Annotated in this window: 16 protein-coding genes; 10 read left to right on the top strand and 6 right to left on the bottom strand. The window is 44.7% G+C overall.

Annotated elements, in window-relative coordinates; translation table 11 throughout:
- Positions 1-87 precede the first annotated feature (87 nt).
- The 5 genes from lpdA to ampE all read right to left on the bottom strand — a co-directional run bounded on the left by lpdA (position 88) and on the right by ampE (position 8,009).
- A complete protein-coding gene (lpdA, locus tag GPUN_RS10660) occupies positions 88-1,509 on the bottom strand; it encodes a dihydrolipoyl dehydrogenase (RefSeq protein ID WP_006006542.1) in 1,422 nt (473 codons plus the stop codon).
- Between the two features lie 178 nt (positions 1,510-1,687).
- A complete protein-coding gene (gene aceF, locus GPUN_RS10655) occupies positions 1,688-3,484 on the bottom strand; it encodes a dihydrolipoyllysine-residue acetyltransferase (RefSeq protein ID WP_006006540.1) in 1,797 nt (598 codons plus the stop codon).
- Between the two features lie 15 nt (positions 3,485-3,499).
- Positions 3,500-6,172 (bottom strand): pyruvate dehydrogenase (acetyl-transferring), homodimeric type, encoded by a 2,673-nt coding sequence (gene aceE / locus GPUN_RS10650; RefSeq protein WP_006006538.1) that lies wholly within the window; start codon positions 6,170-6,172, stop codon positions 3,500-3,502.
- 90 nt (positions 6,173-6,262) lie between these two features.
- Complete coding sequence (locus GPUN_RS10645) at positions 6,263-7,012, bottom strand: GntR family transcriptional regulator (protein WP_006006536.1); 750 nt, start codon at positions 7,010-7,012, stop codon at positions 6,263-6,265.
- A 157-nt stretch (positions 7,013-7,169) separates the two neighbouring features.
- On the bottom strand, positions 7,170-8,009 hold the full coding sequence (gene ampE, locus GPUN_RS10640; RefSeq protein WP_006006534.1) for a regulatory signaling modulator protein AmpE: 840 nt from the start codon (positions 8,007-8,009) through the stop codon (positions 7,170-7,172).
- A 367-nt stretch (positions 8,010-8,376) separates the two neighbouring features.
- Between ampE and nadC the strand changes: the two genes are divergently transcribed.
- From nadC to GPUN_RS10590, 10 genes are all read left to right on the top strand, one after another.
- The gene (nadC, locus tag GPUN_RS10635) at positions 8,377-9,288 is read left to right on the top strand and encodes a carboxylating nicotinate-nucleotide diphosphorylase (protein WP_439644183.1); all 912 of its coding nucleotides are present in this window, start codon (positions 8,377-8,379) and stop codon (positions 9,286-9,288) included.
- Positions 9,289-9,502: 214 nt separating this feature from the next.
- Positions 9,503-9,937 carry a pilin gene (locus tag GPUN_RS10630; RefSeq protein WP_006006530.1) on the top strand — a complete coding sequence of 145 codons (435 nt, stop codon included), beginning with the start codon at positions 9,503-9,505 and terminating at the stop codon, positions 9,935-9,937.
- 146 nt (positions 9,938-10,083) lie between these two features.
- Positions 10,084-11,295: a type II secretion system F family protein gene (locus GPUN_RS10625; RefSeq protein WP_006006528.1), complete on the top strand. Its 1,212-nt coding sequence runs from the start codon at positions 10,084-10,086 to the stop codon at positions 11,293-11,295.
- Between the two features lie 172 nt (positions 11,296-11,467).
- The gene (locus GPUN_RS10620; RefSeq protein ID WP_040520984.1) at positions 11,468-12,349 is read left to right on the top strand and encodes a prepilin peptidase; all 882 of its coding nucleotides are present in this window, start codon (positions 11,468-11,470) and stop codon (positions 12,347-12,349) included.
- A 78-nt stretch (positions 12,350-12,427) separates the two neighbouring features.
- Positions 12,428-13,183 carry a dephospho-CoA kinase gene (coaE, locus tag GPUN_RS10615; RefSeq protein WP_238528976.1) on the top strand — a complete coding sequence of 252 codons (756 nt, stop codon included), beginning with the start codon at positions 12,428-12,430 and terminating at the stop codon, positions 13,181-13,183.
- Positions 13,184-13,379: 196 nt separating this feature from the next.
- Positions 13,380-14,126, top strand: a complete 747-nt coding sequence (locus tag GPUN_RS10610) for a cell division protein ZapD (protein ID WP_006006522.1) — start codon at positions 13,380-13,382, stop codon at positions 14,124-14,126.
- Between the two features lie 145 nt (positions 14,127-14,271).
- Entirely contained in the window at positions 14,272-14,508 is a 237-nt protein-coding gene (gene yacG / locus GPUN_RS10605) for a DNA gyrase inhibitor YacG (RefSeq protein ID WP_006006521.1), read from the top strand.
- Positions 14,509-14,518: 10 nt separating this feature from the next.
- Entirely contained in the window at positions 14,519-15,424 is a 906-nt protein-coding gene (locus GPUN_RS10600; RefSeq protein WP_006006519.1) for an aspartoacylase, read from the top strand.
- Between the two features lie 142 nt (positions 15,425-15,566).
- Positions 15,567-16,847: an efflux RND transporter periplasmic adaptor subunit gene (locus GPUN_RS10595; protein WP_006006518.1), complete on the top strand. Its 1,281-nt coding sequence runs from the start codon at positions 15,567-15,569 to the stop codon at positions 16,845-16,847.
- A gap of 11 nt (positions 16,848-16,858) precedes the next feature.
- Complete coding sequence (locus tag GPUN_RS10590; RefSeq protein WP_006006516.1) at positions 16,859-19,951, top strand: efflux RND transporter permease subunit; 3,093 nt, start codon at positions 16,859-16,861, stop codon at positions 19,949-19,951.
- A 40-nt stretch (positions 19,952-19,991) separates the two neighbouring features.
- Here the strand turns inward: GPUN_RS10590 and GPUN_RS10585 are convergent, their stop codons facing one another.
- Positions 19,992-21,320 (bottom strand): S41 family peptidase, encoded by a 1,329-nt coding sequence (locus tag GPUN_RS10585; RefSeq protein WP_006006514.1) that lies wholly within the window; start codon positions 21,318-21,320, stop codon positions 19,992-19,994.
- Positions 21,321-21,324 lie beyond the last annotated feature (4 nt).

Here is a 21,324-nt window from a genome sequence, read left to right as displayed (position 1 = left end):
CAAGTGCCTCTCATTAAATTTTCACAAAAAAACCGACACGCCGTGAAGGGTATCGGTTTTTATACATATTGCCTATCTAACTCTAGATTATCTTTTTTTAGCTTTAGGGTTAGGCATGTCCGTAATACTACCCTCAAAAATCTCTGCCGCTAAGCCAATAGATTCGTTTAAGGTAGGGTGAGCATGAACCGTTAAGGCGATGTCTTCAGCGTCTGCGCCCATTTCAATGGCTAAGCCAATCTCACCTAGCATTTCACCTGCGTTGGTGCCAATAATAGCCCCGCCAATTATACGCCCGGTGTCTTTGTCAAACAATAGCTTTGTTAAACCGTCGGTGGCGTCTGATGCAATAGCGCGACCCGAGGCTGCCCAAGGAAAAGTAGCGGCTTCGTAGTTTAGGCCTTGCTCTTTAGCTTCTTTCTCGGTAAATCCTACCCAGGCAATTTCTGGCTCAGTGTAGGCAACTGAGGGAATGCCGCGTGGGTCAAAGAAATGCTTTTTACCAGAGATGACTTCAGCCGCAACGTGACCTTCATGCGAGGCTTTGTGCGCCAGCATTGGTTGACCAATTAAATCGCCGATTGCAAATATATGCGCCACGTTAGTGCGCAGCTGTTTGTCTACATTAATAAAACCGCGCTCGTCTACTTTAACGCCGGCTTTTTCAGCATCAACTAGTGAGCCGTTTGGACGACGACCCACTGCAACAAGTACACGATCGTAACGCACTGGCTCGGCCGGTGCTTGCTTGCCTTCAAACGTCACATAGACACCGTCATCTTTAGATTCAACGTCCGTTACTTTGGTTTCAAGCATGGTGTTAAATTTATTTTTGATGGTTTTCATATACATTTTCATGATGTCTTTGTCAGCCGCGGGAATGAGCTGATCTAAAAATTCTACTACATCAATTTTTGAGCCTAAGGCTTGATATACAGTGCCCATTTCTAGGCCGATAATACCACCACCTAGAATAAGCATTTTGCCTGGAATATCTTTCATTTCCAATGCGCCAGTGCTGTCCATAATACGGTCATCGTCTTTTGGCACAAACGGCAATTCGATTGGGTCAGAGCCTGCTGCGATGATAGCATGCTCGAAGGTAATCGTAGTTTTGCCATCGGGACCTTCTACTTCTAAGGTGTTAGCACCGGTAAATTTGCCGTAGCCTTGTACATGCTTTACTTTGCGCATTTTAGACATTCCAGACAAACCTTTGGTTAACTGACTTACTACGTCGTCTTTCCAAGAGCGGATTTTGTCAAGATCAAAGCTTGGCTCGCCAAAGTTCACACCGTGCTTAGATAGTTGCTTAGCTTCTTGAATTACCTTAGCAACATGCAAAAGTGCTTTAGAAGGAATACAGCCTACATTTAAACATACCCCTCCTAAGGCTTCTCTTGCATCAACAATGACTGAGTCAACGCCTAAATCGGACGCTCTAAATGCTGCTGAGTACCCGCCAGGACCTGCGCCAAGTACCACTAATTGTGTTTTGATTTCGCTCATAACGTTAATATGACCTTAATAATTTAATTGTGTCTACACCGTATATTCTAATTGAATTAAGACGGTAATTCACCCCCCTTATTCGCTTTATTATTACACTAATAAGGGGGGGTATGTATTTTTCATATCTGCTTATCATATACACTGCATTCATTGTGTATATGAGCACTAGCAGAACCTACAACAATATGCGGCGCATATCGGCTAAGCAATCGGCTAAATGGACCGCAAAACGAGCGGCAAGTGCGCCATCTATTACGCGATGGTCGTACGACAACGACAGCGGTAACATTAATCGAGGTAAAAACTCTTTACCGTCCCACTTAGGTCGCATTTCACTTTTTGAAACCCCTAATATAGCCACGTCGGGGGCATTTACAATTGGCGTGAAGGCAGTGCCACCTATGCCGCCTAAACTTGAGATAGTGAAGCAGCTGCCCTGCATGTCGGCCGTTTTGAGCTTCCCTTCTCTGGCTTTAGCGCTTATTTCGGTAAGCTCTCTTGATATATCCATAATTCCTTTCTTGTCAACATCGCGCACCACCGGCACCACTAGGCCATTTGGCGTATCCACAGCAATACCTATATGCGTGTACTTCTTCAAAATTAAGCTCTCGCCCGACGCAGACAGCGATGAATTAAACGTAGGATAGTGCTTCATCGCGTCAGCAACCGCTTTCATCATAAAGACTAACGGCGTGATTTTAACGCCCAGCTTGCGTTTTTCATTTATTTGGTTCTGCTGCTTACGGAAGTCTTCAATATCGGTGATATCGGCTTCTTCAAACTGCGTAACATGGGGAATAGTCACCCAGTTACGATGCAGATTAGGACCCGACAGCTTTTGAATACGCGTAAGGGCTACTTCTTCAATTTCGCCGAACTTAGCAAAATCGACTTTAGGCGGTGGTAGTACCTGCATGCCTCCTGAGCCGGCATTTGTGCCCGAGGTCAATTTAGGTCTAGACAGCTCATACTTCACGTACGACTGCACGTCTTCTTTAGCAATACGTCCTTTGCGAGCTGAGCCGGTTACTTGCGCTAGGTCAACACCAAATTCGCGTGCCATGCGCCTTACTGAAGGAGTAGCATGTATTCTACCAGTTTTGGCAATTCCACCGGCTGAAGGATGATACGGCACTGGCGGTGTTTTTTGTACAGGGGCGCTGCGAACCGGTGCACTTTGCGCTGACGCTGAACTAGCAGCTGATTCTGCTTGCTTAGGTGCTTCTTCTTTCTCAGGTGCTTCTTCTTGCTTGTGTGATTCTGCCAGCTTAGGTGCTTCTTCTTTCTCAGGTGCTTGCGGCGCGCTTGCAGCTGGTGCTTGTGTATCTGCACCGTTTGACGCACCTACTTCAAGGGTTAGCACTAATGAACCTTCCGATACCTTGTCGCCCATTTTTACTTTCATAGACACAATTTTACCGGCGCGTGGCGCAGGTACGTCCATTGTAGCTTTGTCGGTTTCAAGGGTAATTAGGCCATCTTCTTCGGCCACGGTGTCGCCTTCTTTAACCAGTAGCTCAATAATTTCAACATCGCTAGCATCGCCAATATCTGGCACAGTGACTTCAATCACACTGGTAGCGGAACTAGCAGCTGGCGCTGTTTCTTGTTTAGGTGCTTCCTGCTTGGGCGTTTCCTGTTTAGATGCATCTTGTTTAGGCGCATCTTGTTTAGGCGGCTCTTGTTTAGGCGGCTCTTGTTTAGGCGCCTCTTGCTCAGGTGCTGCACTTTCGGTGCTGCTGGCTTTACCTAAAAGATCGCCTTGCTTGATTTTATCACCTACTTTGACCGAGATTTCTTTAATGACACCGTCAAAGGGCACTGGAATGTCCATGCTGGCTTTATCGCTTTCAACCGTTACAAATGCGGCTTCTGCTTCAACTGAGTCGCCAAGGGCAACACATATTTCAATGATTTCAACTTCTTCGCCGCCCACATCAGGAACAATAATATCTTGTAAATCCGCCATGATTTTCTCTCCTCTCTATGCGTACAGTGGGTTAATTTTATCGCCGTCAATCTCGAGCGCTTTATGGGCTTTAGCTAAGGTAGCAGGGTCTATGTCGCCTGCTTTATGTAGTTCATACAAAGCGGCGTAGGCAATGTTGCTTGCGTCTACTTCAAAATGGCGACGCAGGTTAGCGCGGCTATCAGAGCGACCAAAACCGTCAGTGCCTAACACTCTATAAGTACCCGGCACGAACGCGCGAACTTGATCAGCATACGATTTTATGTAGTCGGTGGCGGCAATTGTTGGGCCATCGTTACCTTCACTTAAGAGCTCGGTAATGTAAGCTAGTTTTTGCTTAGCTTTTGGATTGCGCATATTAAAGCGATCACAGTCGACACCGTCGCGGCCAAGCTCGTTAAACGAAGGCACGCTGTACACTTCACTTTGTACGCCGTAGTCTTCACTTAAAATAGCCGCGGCTTTACGCACTTCCGTTAAAATAGTGCCCGAACCCAACAATTTGACCTTCTTCTTGGCTTTAGCACCGCCTACTTTATCAAGTAAATAAATACCTTTCAAAATACCATCTTCGCAACCTTTCGGCATTTCTGGCTGAACGTAGTTTTCGTTCATTACGGTTAAGTAGAAAAACACGTTTTCTTGTTTTTCAAGCATTCTGCGAATACCGTCTTGTACAATAACTGCGACTTCGTAGCCATAGGTAGGATCGTAGCTTACGCAGTTAGGAATAAGGGCTGCTTGTACGTGGCTGTGGCCATCTTGATGCTGCAAGCCTTCACCGTTTAGGGTTGTTCTACCCGCGGTACCGCCCACTAAGAAACCACGACACTGCGAATCCCCAGCGGCCCATGCCATATCACCGACACGCTGGAAACCAAACATAGAGTAATAAATATAAACTGGTAACATTGGCAAGTTATTCAATGAGTAAGACGTACCCGCCGCTACGAATGAAGACATTGCGCCTAGCTCGTTAATACCTTCTTGTAATACTTGACCTTTTTTATCTTCACGATAGTAGGCAACCTGATCTTTGTCTTGTGGCACATATTTTTGCCCGGTATTGCTATAAATACCTACTTGACGGAACAAACCTTCCATACCAAAGGTACGCGCTTCATCAGGAATAATGGGGACGACTCTATTGCCCATTTGCTTGTCTTTAAGCATAACCGTCAGCACGCGCACAAAGGCCATTGTGGTCGAAATTTCGCGATCCCCCGAGCCTTTTGTAATTGCTTCAAACGCTTTTAATGGCGGTGCGGGCAGCTCTTCGGTGCTGTTTACACGACGAACCGGCATATAGCCTTTTAGAGCTTCACGCTTTTCGCGCAGATATTTCATTTCAACACTGTCTTCTTCAAACTTATAGTACTCTAAGTCTGCACAAGCTTCGTCCGACACTGGAATATTAAAACGATCACGATAATTTTTAACTGCGTTCACGTCTAGTTTTTTCACGTTGTGAGCAATATTTTTACCTTCGCCGGCTTCGCCTAAGCCATAACCTTTGACTGTTTTAGCTAAAATAACCTGTGGACGACCTACCGTTTCAGTAGCACGCTTGTACGCTGCATATACTTTTACTGGGTCATGTCCGCCGCGGTTTAAGCGCCATATGTCATCATCAGACATGTTAGCAACCATGTCTTTTAGTTCAGGGTATTTACCAAAGAAGTTTTCACGCGTGTACTGACCTCCTTTAGCTTTATAGTTTTGGTACTCGCCGTCTACCGTTTCCATCATGACGTCGAGCAATTTACCAGAGGTGTCGCGAGCTAATAGTGAGTCCCAATAGCGACCCCAAATAACTTTAATAACTTCCCAACCCGCACCTCTAAAGGTACTTTCTAATTCTTGGATAATCTTACCGTTACCACGCACAGGCCCGTCTAGACGCTGCAAGTTACAATTAATAACGAAGGTAAGGTTATCAAGGTTTTCTCTTGACGCAAGGCCAATGGCACCTAAGCTTTCGGGCTCATCAACTTCGCCGTCGCCCAAAAAGCACCATACACGCTGATTGGAGCAGTCGCGCAGTCCACGGTTGGTGAGGTATTTTAAGAAGCGCGCTAAATAAATAGCCTGCATAGGACCAAGGCCCATAGATACGGTCGGGAATTGCCAAAATTCAGGCATCAGTTTGGGGTGCGGGTAGGATGATACCCCCTCACCGCCTACTTCTTGACGGAAATTGTCAAGCTGGCCTGCGCTAAGTCTGCCTTCTATAAATGCACGTGAATAAATACCCGGCGATACATGACCTTGTACAAACAGAAAATCGCCGCCATCTTCATCAGTGGGAGCGCGGAAAAAGTGGTTAAAACCAACATCGTAGAGCATAGCAGCAGAAGCAAAACTGGCTATATGGCCGCCTAGATCTAGGTCTTTTTTAGAGCCGCGCAGAACCATCATAAGCGCATTCCAACGAATGGCATTGCGGATGGTGGCTTCGATGGCTTGGTCGCCCGGCATGGTGGGCTCTTTGCCGGCAGGAATGGTGTTGATATAAGCGGTCGTTGCGTCAAACGGCAAATGCGCGCCATTACGACGGGCCTTTTCAATTAACGATTCTAAAAGGTAATGTGCTCTGTCAACGCCTTCAGACTCTAGCACCGCTTCAAGCGACTCTATCCATTCTTGCGTTTCAATTGGGTCAACATCGGTTTTATTCATATCGGCCATTATTTTATCCTATTTTGTATTCAACTATACTTGTTTATTTTAGGCTATGCGCTTAGTGCTGACATTGCCTTAATTCTTGTTTTACGGGTGCTAATTATCGCTGACTATTCTGCGCAAACTGCGCTGAACATTAGCCTTATTCTTATTAATATCTAGCAATGTCTTTTCAATAAAAGACAAGTGCAGATGACTCGCGTCGCGCGCGGCTTCGGGATTACCCGATATAATTGCCAGTACTATATTAGTGCGCTGCTGAGATAGTTCGCTTTCTACGCTTGCGCCACTGCGCAGCATGGCTAAATTTTGTTTAACATTGTCTTCAAGCGGCAGGCGCATCGCCTGCATTACTTGGACAAGGACCATATTTTGTGAAGCTTGCGCCATTGCAAAATAAAACTCGCCTAAAGCGATGGCTTCTTCTTCTGGCTTAGCCTTAGTACTGGCTGACTGCAGTTTTTCTAATGCTTGGGTAAGTGCGTTATGGTCTTGCTTTTGCCCGCGCAGAGCTGCATAAAAGGCGGCCATACCTTCAAGAGCATGCCTAAATTCTAGTAGGTCAAATTGTGTTTCAGGGCGTTTTGAAATGAGCGCTAGCAGCGGATCAGACAGGCGCTTATTAAGATGCTGAGACACAAAGGTGCCGCCACCTTGTTTACGCTCAATTAGGCCTTTAGCGTGCAGGTTTTGAATGGCTTCACGTAGTGACGGGCGCGACACTTTAAACTTTGCGGCAAGCTCGCGCTCGGGCAATAATTTTTCGCCTGCGCTAAGCGTACCATCAACAATCATGGACTCTAATCGTTCTGTAATGACGTCTGAAAGTTTTGTTTGTTTAATCATGGTGCCCTGTATACTGGCTATGAATGTGCTTTTGTATCTTTTTGCCCCGTACAGTTAGTTATATCACAATTTCGTAAATTTTTTTTGCTTTAGGTGACAATGGTAATACCAATTTACCAAGTGCCATTTTAAAGAATATTTTAAAAAAGTAAAGTGTTTAACTTATTACACCCACTAAGGTCATAGCAGAAACAAGCATTAACAGAAAAATTATGTTTCGTTTTACCAACTTTACCATTTGCAAAGGTTCTTGCAGCTCAGCATTTTCGATGCTTGGCGAGTCTTCACTGGCCTTGGAAACTTTTTCTAACACCTCAAAAGCGCTAAGTTCACTATCGCTAAACGTACTAAGCCAAACGGGCAGCGCGCGGCTAAAATGCCCCACCAATAAAAATCCTACTGTACTGATACGTGAAGGTAACCAATCGAGTATAAACATCAGCTTTTGGGTGTATTGCTTACTCAGGCCCTCGCGCGTTTGTAGTAGATGCCATTGGCGACACAAGACGTAAAATACTAAGCCAGGCAAGCCTAAAATCACAAAAACAATGATAATACTGGCATAGTGGGTATAGTTAATAAACACGAGTTGGCGGCCCACGTGCGACAAATCGCCGTCTTCATTGCCAAATTGCTGGGAGTAAAGCGAGCACGCTTCATAATCTTGCCGGTTAGCCGCTTGTAAATAACCTTTGTAAGACTTTCTGGCCGATGAGCAACCTATGCAGATCCATAGTATTAACAAGTGCAGAAAAAAAACGAAAGGTGAGGGTAAATAAGCTGCCAGTATCCACACAGTTGCAGTGGGTAAACCGGCCACAATAAACGCGGTGGTCATTTCACTGCGAGCTGTCTTAGGTTCTTGAGCTTCTTTTTTATGTATCAATCGCTCAATGTAGGAAAAATAGCGCTGCGCAATAGTGGCTAACTGCAAAGACTTAGCTTTCACAACTACGCGTTCAAATGCCATTACTATTAACAATGTAAAGAGTGTCAAAGGCTTATGTCCTTATAGGGTGGGCGATCGAGTATAATGACTGGCCAATATTGTGCAACAAAATTTCACACCTAACTCACGCAATATTAAGATAAATTATGGCCACACCACCTAGTATTTAGCAATTGCTGGTTGTGGTGCTTAATATCGCCATGTAAAATAACAGGCATCAGAAATACGTGTATTTATCTCCCTATTTTATAAATTGCGTATTTACAATAGGCCTTAAAAAGGAAAGCCTGTGGTGTCGCAACGTAAAACCGCCAGCAATGAAAAAACAGTGCACGCACAATCTAATCAATCATCTACTATTAACCAAGCAACTGAAAAAAAACCGAATCAGGCAGGAGCGACTCAGCAAAACGATATGAGCAACGTTCTTATTGCACTTGATGTAATGCGCGCATTAATAGAAGACCTAAGCGCTGAATCATCGCACTACCTTAGCCTTAATTTTGACACCACAAGTGCCAGCTATCAGCAAACGCTTGACGCTATACACAACTTAGCTAAACAAGATATTACAGCAAACCTTATTGATGTCAGTGCCCAGGCCCAAGCCCATATTATTACACGAGAAGACATTACCGTGTGCGGCCGTCAGTGGGCCCAAATGGCGTTTGAGCTCATTGATCCTTCGCTTAAGCTCACATGGCACTGCAGCGACGGTGAGCAAATAAAGGCTAACTCTATTTTAGTTAATATTACTGGAAACGCTCGAGCCATACTCACGGCGGAGCGCACCGCGCTTAACTTTTTACAAATGCTCAGCGCTACCGCCACCACCACCGCTTGGTATGCCAAATGCCTTACCGGCACGTCTACCGCCTTGCTTGACACACGCAAAACTATCCCTGGCTTTCGTCAAGCTCAAAAATACGCAGTAAGGTGCGGCGGTGGTAAAAACCATAGAATGGGCTTATACGACGCCTTTCTAATAAAGGAAAATCATATTAAGGCCTGCGGTTCAATAACTAATGCCATTTTGCAAGCAAAAGACTTGCAAAGCGCCAAAATAGTGGAAATTGAGGTGGAAAGCCTTGATGAATTGCGCGAAGCAATCGCTGCAGGCGCCGACATTGTTATGCTTGACAACTTTTCAACACAACAGATCCAAGAGGCAGTATCGATTAATAGCCAACGCTGTAAGCTAGAGGTCTCGGGTAACATTACCCAAGAAAGGCTTGCAGAATTAGCGAAGACAGGGGTCGATTTCATATCATCTGGCGCAATTACTAAACACGTAAACGCGGTCGACCTTTCATTATTAATTCTTTAAAAACATAAACGTAGTAAGAGTAATTTCTAGCTTTAGCAATAATTTATGTCGAAACCAACACTAAAGTATATGTCCGCATACTTCACATAGAAAGATTGGGGCATATACTCATTTTCGAGGTTGAGGAGAGAGTATCTAATGAGCAAACTATCTGCAGCCACGCATAAACCATATTGTTAAATAAATCGCGTTTTACGACGCTTGGAGAATTACTATGAAAATTAAGACTATTCAAGATTTACAAAAGGGTTTCACCCTAATCGAACTGATGATAGTTGTTGCAATTATTGGCATTTTGGCGGCTATCGCGTTGCCGGCTTATCAGGGTTACACGAATAAGGCGAAATTTAGTGAAGTTATCATTGCCACTGCGGCTGCTAAGTCTGCGGTTGAAGTTTGTGTGCATACCAAAGGGGACAAGGTTGATTGTGACGCTGGCAAAAATGGTATTCCAGCCATAATTACAGCGCTAGATTCATTAACAGGATTGACGGTGGTTGATGGCAAAATTACGGCTACCGCGAGCCCGGATTCAAATTTGAAAAAAGCAGACGGCGATGAACCAGCCACCATAGAACTCACTCCTACCCTTAAAGATTCGGGCGCAATTGACTGGACTCGTGTATGTGACGACCCTGCTTTATGCTAAAGCAGCTGTTTACATAACAAGCGTCGAAAGCCCAGATTATCTGGGCTTTCGACTCTAAAGAATAGGCTTGTTACATGTTCCGCGTTCTAGCGTTTAGTAAATAACGATTTTTCAATTACGCATGATATAACAATAGGTGGTGCACCATGGCAGTTGTTGTTTCACATGAATTTGTTTGGACTGGTTCTGACAAAAAGGGCAAAAAAGGCACTGGCGAAATTTCAGCAAAAAACCTGTTAGAAGCTAAAAACATGCTTAGGCGCCGCGGAATATCAGCCACTCGCGTCAAGAAAAAGGCTAAACCCCTATTTGGCCGAAAAGAGAAAATTACCGCCAATGATATTAGCATTATGTCTCGGCAAATCGCCACTATGCTAGGGGCAGGTGTGACCCTTATTCAAAGCTTAGATATGATAGGCCAAGGCCACGCAAACTGGGCTATGCGTAAGTTACTCACAGAAATCACTGATGAAGTTAAAGCAGGTAATCCGCTTTCTTCAGCTATGCGCAAGCACCCGCTGCAGTTTGACGATTTATATTGCGACTTGGTGGAAACAGGCGAGCAATCGGGCGCCCTTGAAACTATTTATGACCGCATAGCCTTATATAAAGAAAAAGCCGAAGCGCTTAAATCTAAAATTAAAAAAGCCATGTTTTACCCCATAGCAGTATTGGTCGTTGCCTTAATTGTGACGCTAATCCTACTGATATTTGTAGTGCCTCAGTTTGAGGAAATTTTTGCCGGTTTTGGCGCCGAACTACCTGCGTTTACATTGATGGTGCTGGGGCTTTCCAATTTTGTGCAGTCACATGGCGTATTTATTGGTGCAGGGATTTTCGCAGCGGGGTTCTTATTTGGGCGGGCGCATCGAAAGTCACAAAAGCTGCGCGACTTCGTAGACGCTAGGGTATTAAAAATCCCCATTATTGGTGCCATACTCAAAAAAGCGGCCATTGCGCGTTTTACCAGAACCTTAGCGACAACCTTTGCGGCAGGCGTGCCTTTAATAGACGCCCTTGAGTCAGCCGCTGGCGCCTCTGGTAACGCAATATTTCGCGAGGCGATACTGCATATTTGCCGAGAAGTCTCAGGCGGTGTTCAAATGAACGTGGCTATGCGAGCCACCAACGTCTTTCCCGACATGGTCATTCAAATGATCGCCATAGGCGAAGAGTCAGGCTCGGTAGAAGATATGCTCAGTAAAATTGCATTTATTTATGAGGCCGAAGTAGATGACATGGTAGATGGTTTAACCAGTTTATTAGAGCCTATGATAATGTCGGTGCTAGGCGTGGTAATTGGCGGCTTGATTATCGCGATGTACTTACCCATATTCGAAATGAGCGCAATCATATAAATTTTGGTACTGTGATCTTGTGCGAAACCACAATCACTCGCTCTTTTTAGGTAAATATTATAGGCTTATCTGGCGGCAGGCCTATTTTATGCTTTTTTTCGTAATTTATGTGCACATCTGCGCAAAAGGCGCAAGCACCCAATCACCTACACAAGGTTTACACCACACTATAATGTTTGAATTTATGGCTAGCTCCACCCTCTTCTATGTGAGTTTTGTTTTTGGCATTTCGCTGCTCATCGGCAGTTTTTTAAACGTAGTTATTTATCGCTACCCCGTTATGATGAAAAATGAATGGCAGGCGCAAATAGACGAGCACATCGCGCATAGCGAAGGCAAAGAATATGTGCATCAGCAGCATGCTTTTAATTTAGTCAAACCAGACTCGACTTGCCCTAAATGCCAACATAAAATAAGAGCCTGGGAAAACATCCCTGCTATTAGCTGGTTATTTTTACGCGGCAAGTGCAGCGCTTGTAAAACCAGCATATCTATTCGCTACCCACTAATTGAACTAACTACCGCAGCATTAAGCGCGTGGGTCGCGTATAACTTAGGCTTCACACCTGTTGCCTTTGGCTTTATTTTTTGCACTTGGCTACTTATAGCCATGACCTTCATTGATATTGATGAAATGCTCCTGCCCGACACCTTAACCCTATCCATGCTGTGGATAGGGTTACTGCTTGCCGCTTATGTAGACAGCATCGGAGACGCTATGTCATTAACCGATTCTGTCATTGGCGGCGCGGTCGGGTATATGAGCTTATTTGCCATTTATTGGGCCTTTAAGCTAATAACCGGTAAAGAAGGCATGGGCCACGGCGACTTTAAACTACTTGGCGCCATTGGAGTGTGGGTTGGCTGGCAACACTTGCCCATTGTCATTTTACTGTCATCGCTGGTAGGTGCGGTGGTAGGTATCACTTTAATGATAGTGAAGCGCAAAGACAGTAACTTAGCCATCCCATTTGGTCCATATTTAGCAGCCGCTGGCTTTTTAACCATGCTTTACGGCGATGAAATTGCCACTTGGTATCTAAGCACTTTATAAACTAGGGTGCTCTTATTAGTGTTGGTAGGTTCAAGGTCAGCACTCATAGCGTTCAAACAAGATCCACAGCGCTGAAAAATGATATTAACATCACTAAAACATATTATCGGTAGTACTTTTGGGGTAGCACTTGTAGTGCTAAAGAGTATGATATGTCCCTTAAACATCATCCGAAATACAGTGGGCAGTCCCTCAATGCGTGAAAAAGAACTCATTAGCAATAAGTACATCGTAGGCGTGACCGGCGGCATTGGCTGCGGTAAAACCACCGTGACCGATTTATTTGCGGCAAAAGGCATAGAAATAGTGGACGCCGACGTGGTCGCACGCGACGTAGTGGTGAAAGGCTCAGCAGGTTTAAACGCACTGGTGGAAGCATTTGGCGACGGTATATTAACCGAGCAGCACACACTTAACCGAGCCGCCCTGCGCGAAATAGTATTTAACGATCCCCAGGCCAAAAAAAAAGTGAACAACATTCTTCACCCGCTCATTCGCGCAAATATGCTGAACCAATTGAAAAACACAAAGTCACATTACAGTATATTGTCTGCTGCGCTGCTGCTTGAGAATAGCCTTGAAAAACTGGTTAATAGAACCTTAGTGATCGATATAACCACCAAGCAGCAACTTGAAAGAACGCTTAACAGAGATGGCGGAAATGCAGACACCATCAAAAATATTATGGCAGCGCAAGTGAGTCGAGAAAAACGTTTAGCCCTGGCTAATGATGTGATTGATAACACCGGCGGTGTTGACTTTTTAGGACCGCAAGTAGACAAACTGCACCAAAGCTATAGGGCCTTCGCCTCAAAAACCGCCGCGAAACTATAATTACGCAGACGCAAAGACCTTAATTGATAGTTAAGCCAATTATACTATGAAAATCATACCCCATAGCGCGTAATTTTTGTGTAGAATACCCGGCCAGATAAGCGTGTTACATTTATTGCTCAGCGCTTGTTTACGTACTACTAATTAAAAACATTACGCACTGCCCTAGTTTGCAGTGTTCAAAAAGGAGAATTTGATGTCGGTCGCACTTTATGAATTTCCACTTTGCGAAAAGGTGAGAAACTACCTGCGACTTGAGCAACTATTCGCGCAGTTAAAAGAGGCTAAAAACGCCTCATCTGAGAATCACTACCTGCATTTTTTTGAAGTCTTCTTTAATACAATAGACATGGTTGACCGCCTTGATTTACGCACCGATTTCTTGCGCGACATTGACGCGCAAGAACGCAAACTCTTGCACTGGTCACGACACCCCGATATAAACAGTAGCGCACTAGAAGCAGCGCTGCATAACTTGCATACGATTGGCAGCAATATTAAACAGAATAAAAAATTGGGCGCAAGTCTGCGAGAAGAAAGATTTCTAGGTACAATCCGGCAACGTTTTTCAACTCCCGGCGGAGTGACTAGCTTTGACTTACCCTCGTTATTTTGCTGGTTAAAACAAGACAATGCCAGCAAAAAACTAGCGATGGATAAATGGCTTAGTCACTTAAACATCGTTGAAGATAGCCTTGAAATGTTGCTTTCATTTTTGCGTCAAAAGTCGAGTTTCCACACCATTACTAGTAAAAGTGGTTATCATCAAGGCACCGCAGAAGACAAAGTAGAAATGGTCAGAATACAGTGCGACAGTGGCATATTCCCCGTGGTGAGCGGCAGCCGCAATCGCTTTGCAATAAAGTTCATGAAACTTAACACCGAAATAGGCACAAGCGAAGCGGTTACTAGCACCATAGAGTTAAAGCTGGCATGCTGTTGAGTCAACAGCACGGTTAAAAAACCTCCACCAACGTCAGGGTGTTGACAATGAACCTTGTTATTTCATGGCCCAAACAATTACCCTTACGCCAAATTTCTAGTACACTGCATAGCGCATTGATTATCACTATTATCAGAGTAAACCCATGAAAGTAAAATGTCCCACTTGTCACACAGAGGTAATCTGGAATGAACAAGCCAAGCATCGACCATTTTGCTCCAAACGTTGCCAACTTATCGACTTAGGCCAGTGGGCAAACGAGGAACACAGCATACCTAGTGACGAACACAAATTAGACACACTCCCCGACAATATCGATATTGAAGATATTGAGGCTATGCTTGCCCAACAGTCCCACAACGACGATTTTTTCAAACCTTAAGGGTTTTACTATGTCTTTTACTACGCGCCAACATTTTGAAATCAAAAACGTTATTATCAGTGCCGGCACCCACGGCAATGAAATGTCGGGGATTGAAGCCGTTGCCCAATGGCAAAACAATCCAAGTCCGCTGCACGAAGCATTACCGAGCGCGCACATTGGGCTTACGCTGGCAAACAAACCCGCGGTTAAAGCCCGGGTTAGATACGTTGATGAAGATTTGAACCGGCAATTTTCTCAAGCAAAACTAAATATGTCAGTAGCAGAAAACGCGCCAAATGAAGTCAAAATTGCGCACGATTTTAATGCAGAATTTGGGCCTAAAGGACAGTCTAAAACCGACTTTTGCATTGATATTCACAACACCACCAGCAACATGGGGCCTACCCTTATTGTGCTTGAAAACGACGAGTTCAATCAGCAATTGGCCCGCTTTGTCAAAAGCGTGATGCCGCACAGCGTTATTTTAGTGGAAGACTACCAAGCGTTTGCAGACTTTGGTTATTTGTGCACGGTGGCTACAAAAGGCGTGATGGTGGAAGTGGGCCCGCAGTTACAAGGCGCACTGCGCGCCAGTGTGTATCAGCAAACCGTCGATATGAGCTTGGCAATACTGCGCTTTATAGAACTTTACAATACGCAAACAATTCCCAACTTAGGCCCTGTACAAGCTTATCGCTTTGGCCTTGAAGTAGCCTATCCGACTAATTCACAAAAGCAAAAAACCGCTATGATACATCCCAACCTTGACGGTAAAGACTTTGCCCCGCTTTTACCGCAGCAGCCATGTTTTATTGATTTTACCGGCAAAGATCTCTTGTGGGAAGGTAACGCAAGCTACCCTCATTTTATTGGCGAGGCGGCCTATGATCATCTAAATATTGCCTTCGCAACGGCAGACAAATGCCTATTTTAGAGGTGTTGCTCATCAATACGTTTTATTTTTACGCCTGCCTATTACACATCTCATCCGCAGCGGACCGCTGCGAGTGCTTTGGTGAAACTACGCTATAAAGTTCCCTTTTTTGCGATAAACCTAAACAGTGAATTCCTATAATATGAATAATAAAATTTTATCCTTATGTGCCTTGTTATTACTTACCGGCCTTGCTGCCGGCTGCAGTGATACCAAAAGCAGCGACAAAGTGAATAGCGATAAACCTCGCATGGTAAAATCGCAAATGCTCCAAGTTTTCAATGGCAGTGTAGAAAGACACATAACCGGGCGCCTTCAAGCAGCACAAAACACCTCGCTGTCATTTGAAGTTAGCGGCGTACTGCAAGCAGTGAACGTTAATTTAGGGCAAACGTTTTCACAAGGCGATTTGCTGGCGCAGCTTGACCCCAAGCTATACAAACTTGCGGTGCAGCAGAGTGGCGGCTTGCTTAGCGAAGCCACAGCGAGCCAGTTTGAAGCAGAACAAACGCTAAATAGAAACATTGAACTTAAAAAAAATAATTTGATTCCTCAAGCCATGCTTGATAGTGCCCAAGCCGTTTACAATATGGCAAATGGACGCGTAAATAGCGCCCAAAGCGCGCTTAATATAGCAAAGAAAAACCTCGTAAACACCAAACTGTTCGCGCCCTATAGCGGCTCTGTTTCTGCACGCTTAGTCGAACCCAATCAACAAATAAATACTCAAACGGCTATTTTTACTATACAGGGCGACGCCAACTTAGAAGTAAGCGCTGCGGTGCCTGAATCAATTATTGGGCGAATTGCATTAGGTCAGCAAATACAGGTTATTATTCCGGCGCTTGACAATATGCGTCATGAAACAACCCGTAATAGTGGCAACGGTATCAATTACAATAGTAGTGATAGTGATAATGAAACTAACAGCAACAATTACAGCGCAAAACGGTATAGCGCCACTTTAACTGAGGTAGGTACTCAAGCCTCAATTGCCAACGCCTTTCCAATCACAATGACCTTTAATACACGTTACCCACGCGTACTGCCGGGCATGTCTGCCGAAATAATCCTTCCCTTAAGCAGGTTCAGTGAAATGTATTCACAAGCTAACACGAACCAAGAGTCAGCCAATAGCGCGAGTCAAACAACCCTTGTTTATCGAATACCCGTTAGCGCGCTTGCAACTGATGCACAAGGTCAGTACGTGCAAATCATAACCATACAAAACCAGCAGTACATAACTCAAAAAGAATACATTTACATTATACAAACCTTGGCGCAAGACCTCATGGCAAGCTTCAAAACGTTCAAGCCGACATCTCAAGAAGAGCTTGAGGTTGTTACTGCGGGTGTCGAATTTATTCAAGATAAGCAGCACGTTATGCCCCTTAATAGAACCCAACAAATATACAATCAATAAAGGACAAAATGATGATTAATTTGTCTGCATTTGGGCTTAAGTATAACCGTAGCGTAACGTCTATTGTGCTTGGACTAATGATATTTGGCGCAGTCAGCTATTTTACACTGCCGGCGCAAGAAGACCCGTCCATTAAAGTGCGAGAAGCAGTTATAAGCACTGAGTTTTTGGGTATGTCGGCTGAAAAAATAGAGCTGCTGGTCACCAAAACCATTGAAGAAGGCGTGCGCAACGTCGATGAAGTTAAAGAGATACGCTCAGTCTCGGTGCTTGGCAAGTCAACTGTGTATGTGCAGCTACATGAACGCTACTTCGATTTGGATCAAATATGGGACAAAGTTAGAAACGAATTAGACAAAGTCGTCGGCCAACTTCCACAAGGCACCCTGCCTCCCTTTATTAATGATAATTTTGGCGACGTGGCGATTCTTACCGTTGCTCTTCAGGCCACACAGGGCATAACAATGGGTGAGCTTTTTGATATGGCTCAGCACGCCCGCGACGAGCTTTATTTAGTAAAAGGCACTCAGTCGGTTGATATCTTAGGCGCTCAGCAAGAAAACATTGTGATTGAGGTGTCTGATGCAAAAGCAGCGCAGCTAGGTATTTCACCCGGCCAGCTCATTAGCACTTTGCAAACCGAAAATGTAATACGCTCCGGCGGCACCATTGATATAAACGGAAAAAGTTTTAACGTTGCGCCAAGCGGCAATTTTAACATTATAGAGGATATTAAAAATATCGTCTTCCCTCTAGCAGACCCTAGCCAGACCATACAGCTGCGAGATATTGCCAACGTTTACAGAGACGTGGTGGATCCACCTCGCCAAACCGCTTACTTTAATGGCAAGCCTGCTATTGTACTAGCCATTGCTAAGAACGATCGCTATAGCGTAACTGAAGTATCACCTAGAATAGAAAAGCGGCTACAAGAGCTCAATGACATTATGCCGCTTGGTATGACCTTTAGCATCATAACTCGTCAGGCCGACCAAGTAGAAAACGCGGTTGAAGGCGTTTCGGTAAACGTTATTCAAACCTTGGCCATTGTGCTGGGGGTAGTTATCTTATTCTTAGGACTTAGGATAGGCTTAATCGTAGGCGCAATTGTACCTGCGGTGGTATTAATTGTGCTGGCCATCATGAATTTCAGCAACATGGCGCTTGAGCGAATGAGCTTAGCAACCTTAATTATCTCGCTAGGTTTACTTGTAGACAACGGTATAGTGGTGGCCGAGGACTTTAAAAAACGCCTAGAGGCGGGCGAAAAACGCAAGGACATTGTGCGCAATATTGGCAATACACTGACCATTCCACTCCTTACCTCGTCGGCCACTACCATGCTGGTATTTTTGCCATTGCTGCTGGCGGAAAGCGCCTCAGGTGAGTATACACGCTCAATATCCATCGTGATTATTTATGCACTGATCATTTCATGGTTTTTGTCGCTGGTGGTTACTCCTTACCTTTGCTATCTATTTGTACACAACACCGACCCTGCGAAAATGTCAGCCATACAGCAAAAAATTGCGAGTGTGTTTGATACTCTCAACAACAGTTATTGCATATTCTTGAAGCTAATCTTACAGCAGCGCACTGTGTTTATGAGCATAATGATACTGCTGTTTTTTGCCGCTGGTGGGGCCTTAAATCTAGTACCTGTGAAGTTTTTCCCTGATTCTGACAGAGCCCAAGTACTTGCCTATATTGATTTGCCCGCAGGTACAACAATGCGCCAAACACAGCGCAGCTTACAAGAGGTATTCGACCTACTTGAGGGCAATGAACGCTATCAGCACGTTGAAAACTATGCTGCTTATGGCGGCTTTGGCGGGCCACGTTTCGTGCTATCACTTACGCCTATTACGCCTGAGTCGAGTAAAGCCTTTATTATGTTTAATTTGGCAGATCGTAAGTATCAAGATGAAATAATTGCTTTTTTACGAGAAGACTTTGCGCAGTATTTACCCGCTATGCAGGTGCGTGTCACCAAAATGTTTTTAGGCCCTTCCGACTCAAATAAGCTCGATATTCAGGTAATAGGTCCCGACAAAGACGTGATATATAATGCTGCCCAAGAAGTTAAAAAAATAATGGGATCGCTCAGCGGCACGGTTGAAATTAAGGACAACTGGGAAAACAAAATTTCGCAAGTTGATATCGATATCGATCAAGCGCGCGCTAAACGCGCTGGTATCACGTCGCAAGACGTTGCTAGGTCCTTGCAGACATTTTACGATGGCGTGGTTATTTCACAGTTTAGAGAGGGCGATGATTTAATCCCTATTGTGACGCGCGGAAAAGCACAGGACAGACTCGATTTATCGCGCTTGTACAGTATTAATGTGTACAGTCAAAGCCGAAATGTCAATGTGCCACTTGAACAAATAGCAACGGTGAGGTTTACCCCACAATATGCCCGAATTGCCCGCGAAGACTTGTTTAGAACGGTTACTATTGAGGGTAAAAACTTATTTTTAACGGCTGAGGACATGGTCTCAATACTGCAGCCAAAATTAGATGAATTGGCCGCCACACTGCCCTACTCTCATCGCATTGAATTTGACGGTGTGGTCAAAGAGTCAAAAGAATCGCAGCAGTCCTTAAGCGCTAATATTCCGCTGTGCTTGGCCATTGTAATGATTATACTCATTGCGCAGTTTAATTCTTACCGGCGCGCTGGTATTGTTATTCTTACCGTGCCGCTTATATTAATTGGCGCGGTTGTTGGTTTATTAGCGTCAGGTGCAAACTTTGGCTTTATGGTTATTCTAGGCTTTTATGCTTTGGCCGGTATTATCGTGAATAACGCCATAGTGTTAATAGACAGAATAGACATTGAAAGAAATGACCCTAGCAATGCAGACGATTACGCAGCATTAATTAGTGCCTGCGTACACCGCCTGCGCCCTATTTTGATGTCGACTAGCACCACTATTTTAGGGCTGCTGCCGCTGATTGTTAGCCAAGACGCGCTATTTTACGGCATGGCCTGCGCCATTGCCGCAGGTTTAGGAATAGGCACTATTTTAACCTTAGGTGTGGTACCTGTTATGTACAGCGCCTTTTTTGATATAAAAGCAAAGACGTTGCAAGCCCAGTGATACGGTGAGCGCAGCTTGGCTGAATGGTCACCGTAGTTGCCTAGTGTAGGTGTCCAGTTAACAGTGCTTGATAGTCAAGGCGCGATGGGCTCGTTGTCAGCTCAATCGACTGGCGACTTCTACTTTTAGAGGCGGTGGGCGCGCTGCAACTTCCAGTATTTACATAATTAACTGCTTCGGCATATACAGGATCATCTAAACTGCCCCAGTCAGCCACTATTTGATCTTGTACTAGGCAGGTTGGCGGTAAACCATCAAAGTAATCGCCTTGGTCAAGTGAATTCACCGTTCTGAAATTTATCGCTGAGAGTACCTTGTCGCAGTAAAAATCCGGGTTTTGCCCAACAGGCTTACCGCATGTCGCAGTGCCTATTGTAGCTACCTCCATATGCGGCGCTAAACCATTTATGATAAGCTCACTCGCTGAACATGTGTTGGGCGTTGTAAGTACCACTACGCGTGAAAGATTCAAGGCATTTAGTTTACTGGTAAAGCGAAACGAAGAGTTGCGGTTGCTGTTTTTATCGTTGTAAGTAAGCGTAGTAAATATGTCATTGACCGCCGAGCGGCCAACAATCAACGACGCTAAGTTTGCCGCCACACTTAAGCGGCCGCCTGAATTATAGCGAAGATCTAAAATAAGTTCGTCGATCCCAGCATTGCCAAGCTGTGCAAACGAGGCCTCTAGCTCCGCATCCGATGCTTCAATAAACCCATTTTGAAACGACAAGTAAGCCACTTCTCCCACGTTAGACGAAAACACTTGGCTAGCAAAAACTGTGTTTGTGCTGACTGCAATTTTAGACATTTGGGTATTAATAATTTCACCGCTTGGTTTTTCAAAAGTGATGTTAATCGTAAAACCCACTTGGTCAGGACCAAACACCGTTTCGTTACTTAATAATTCCCTATTTATCTGAGTCACGCTAAAACCGTTTATGTTTGTTAAACGGTCGCCTCGACTCAATCCAGCCAGCCCAGCCGCAGAGTTATCAAAGACATAGCGCACTATGTAAGCATTTAGGTCTGTGCTTTGGTCACTGCTGAATCCATAACCAGTAAACGTCGCGTTTTCAAAGAAATCGTCGTAATCCTGTCTGTCTTGAAAGCCAGAGAAGCGGTCTTGTTCAAAGCGCACATCGTCTAGCATGGCGTCTACGCTTGAGTATGCCTGTGGGTTAATTGCGCCAGGAAGTTGATCGTACCAAAGGTAGGTGTTTTGCAAAAATTTAAAAAACACTTCGTTCTGATCAGGCACACTACAGCTTGGAAAGCCCGTTTCTATTGGTTGTTGTGACTGATTATCGCTGCCGCCGCAGCTTGCCAAAAGCGCAATGGCTATTAGGGGAAGTAAGGATTTGTTCAGCATGTTT

Source organism: Glaciecola punicea ACAM 611 (assembly GCF_000252165.1).
GTDB lineage: Bacteria > Pseudomonadota > Gammaproteobacteria > Enterobacterales > Alteromonadaceae > Glaciecola > Glaciecola punicea.
This window is presented reverse-complemented; position numbering and strand designations above follow the sequence as displayed.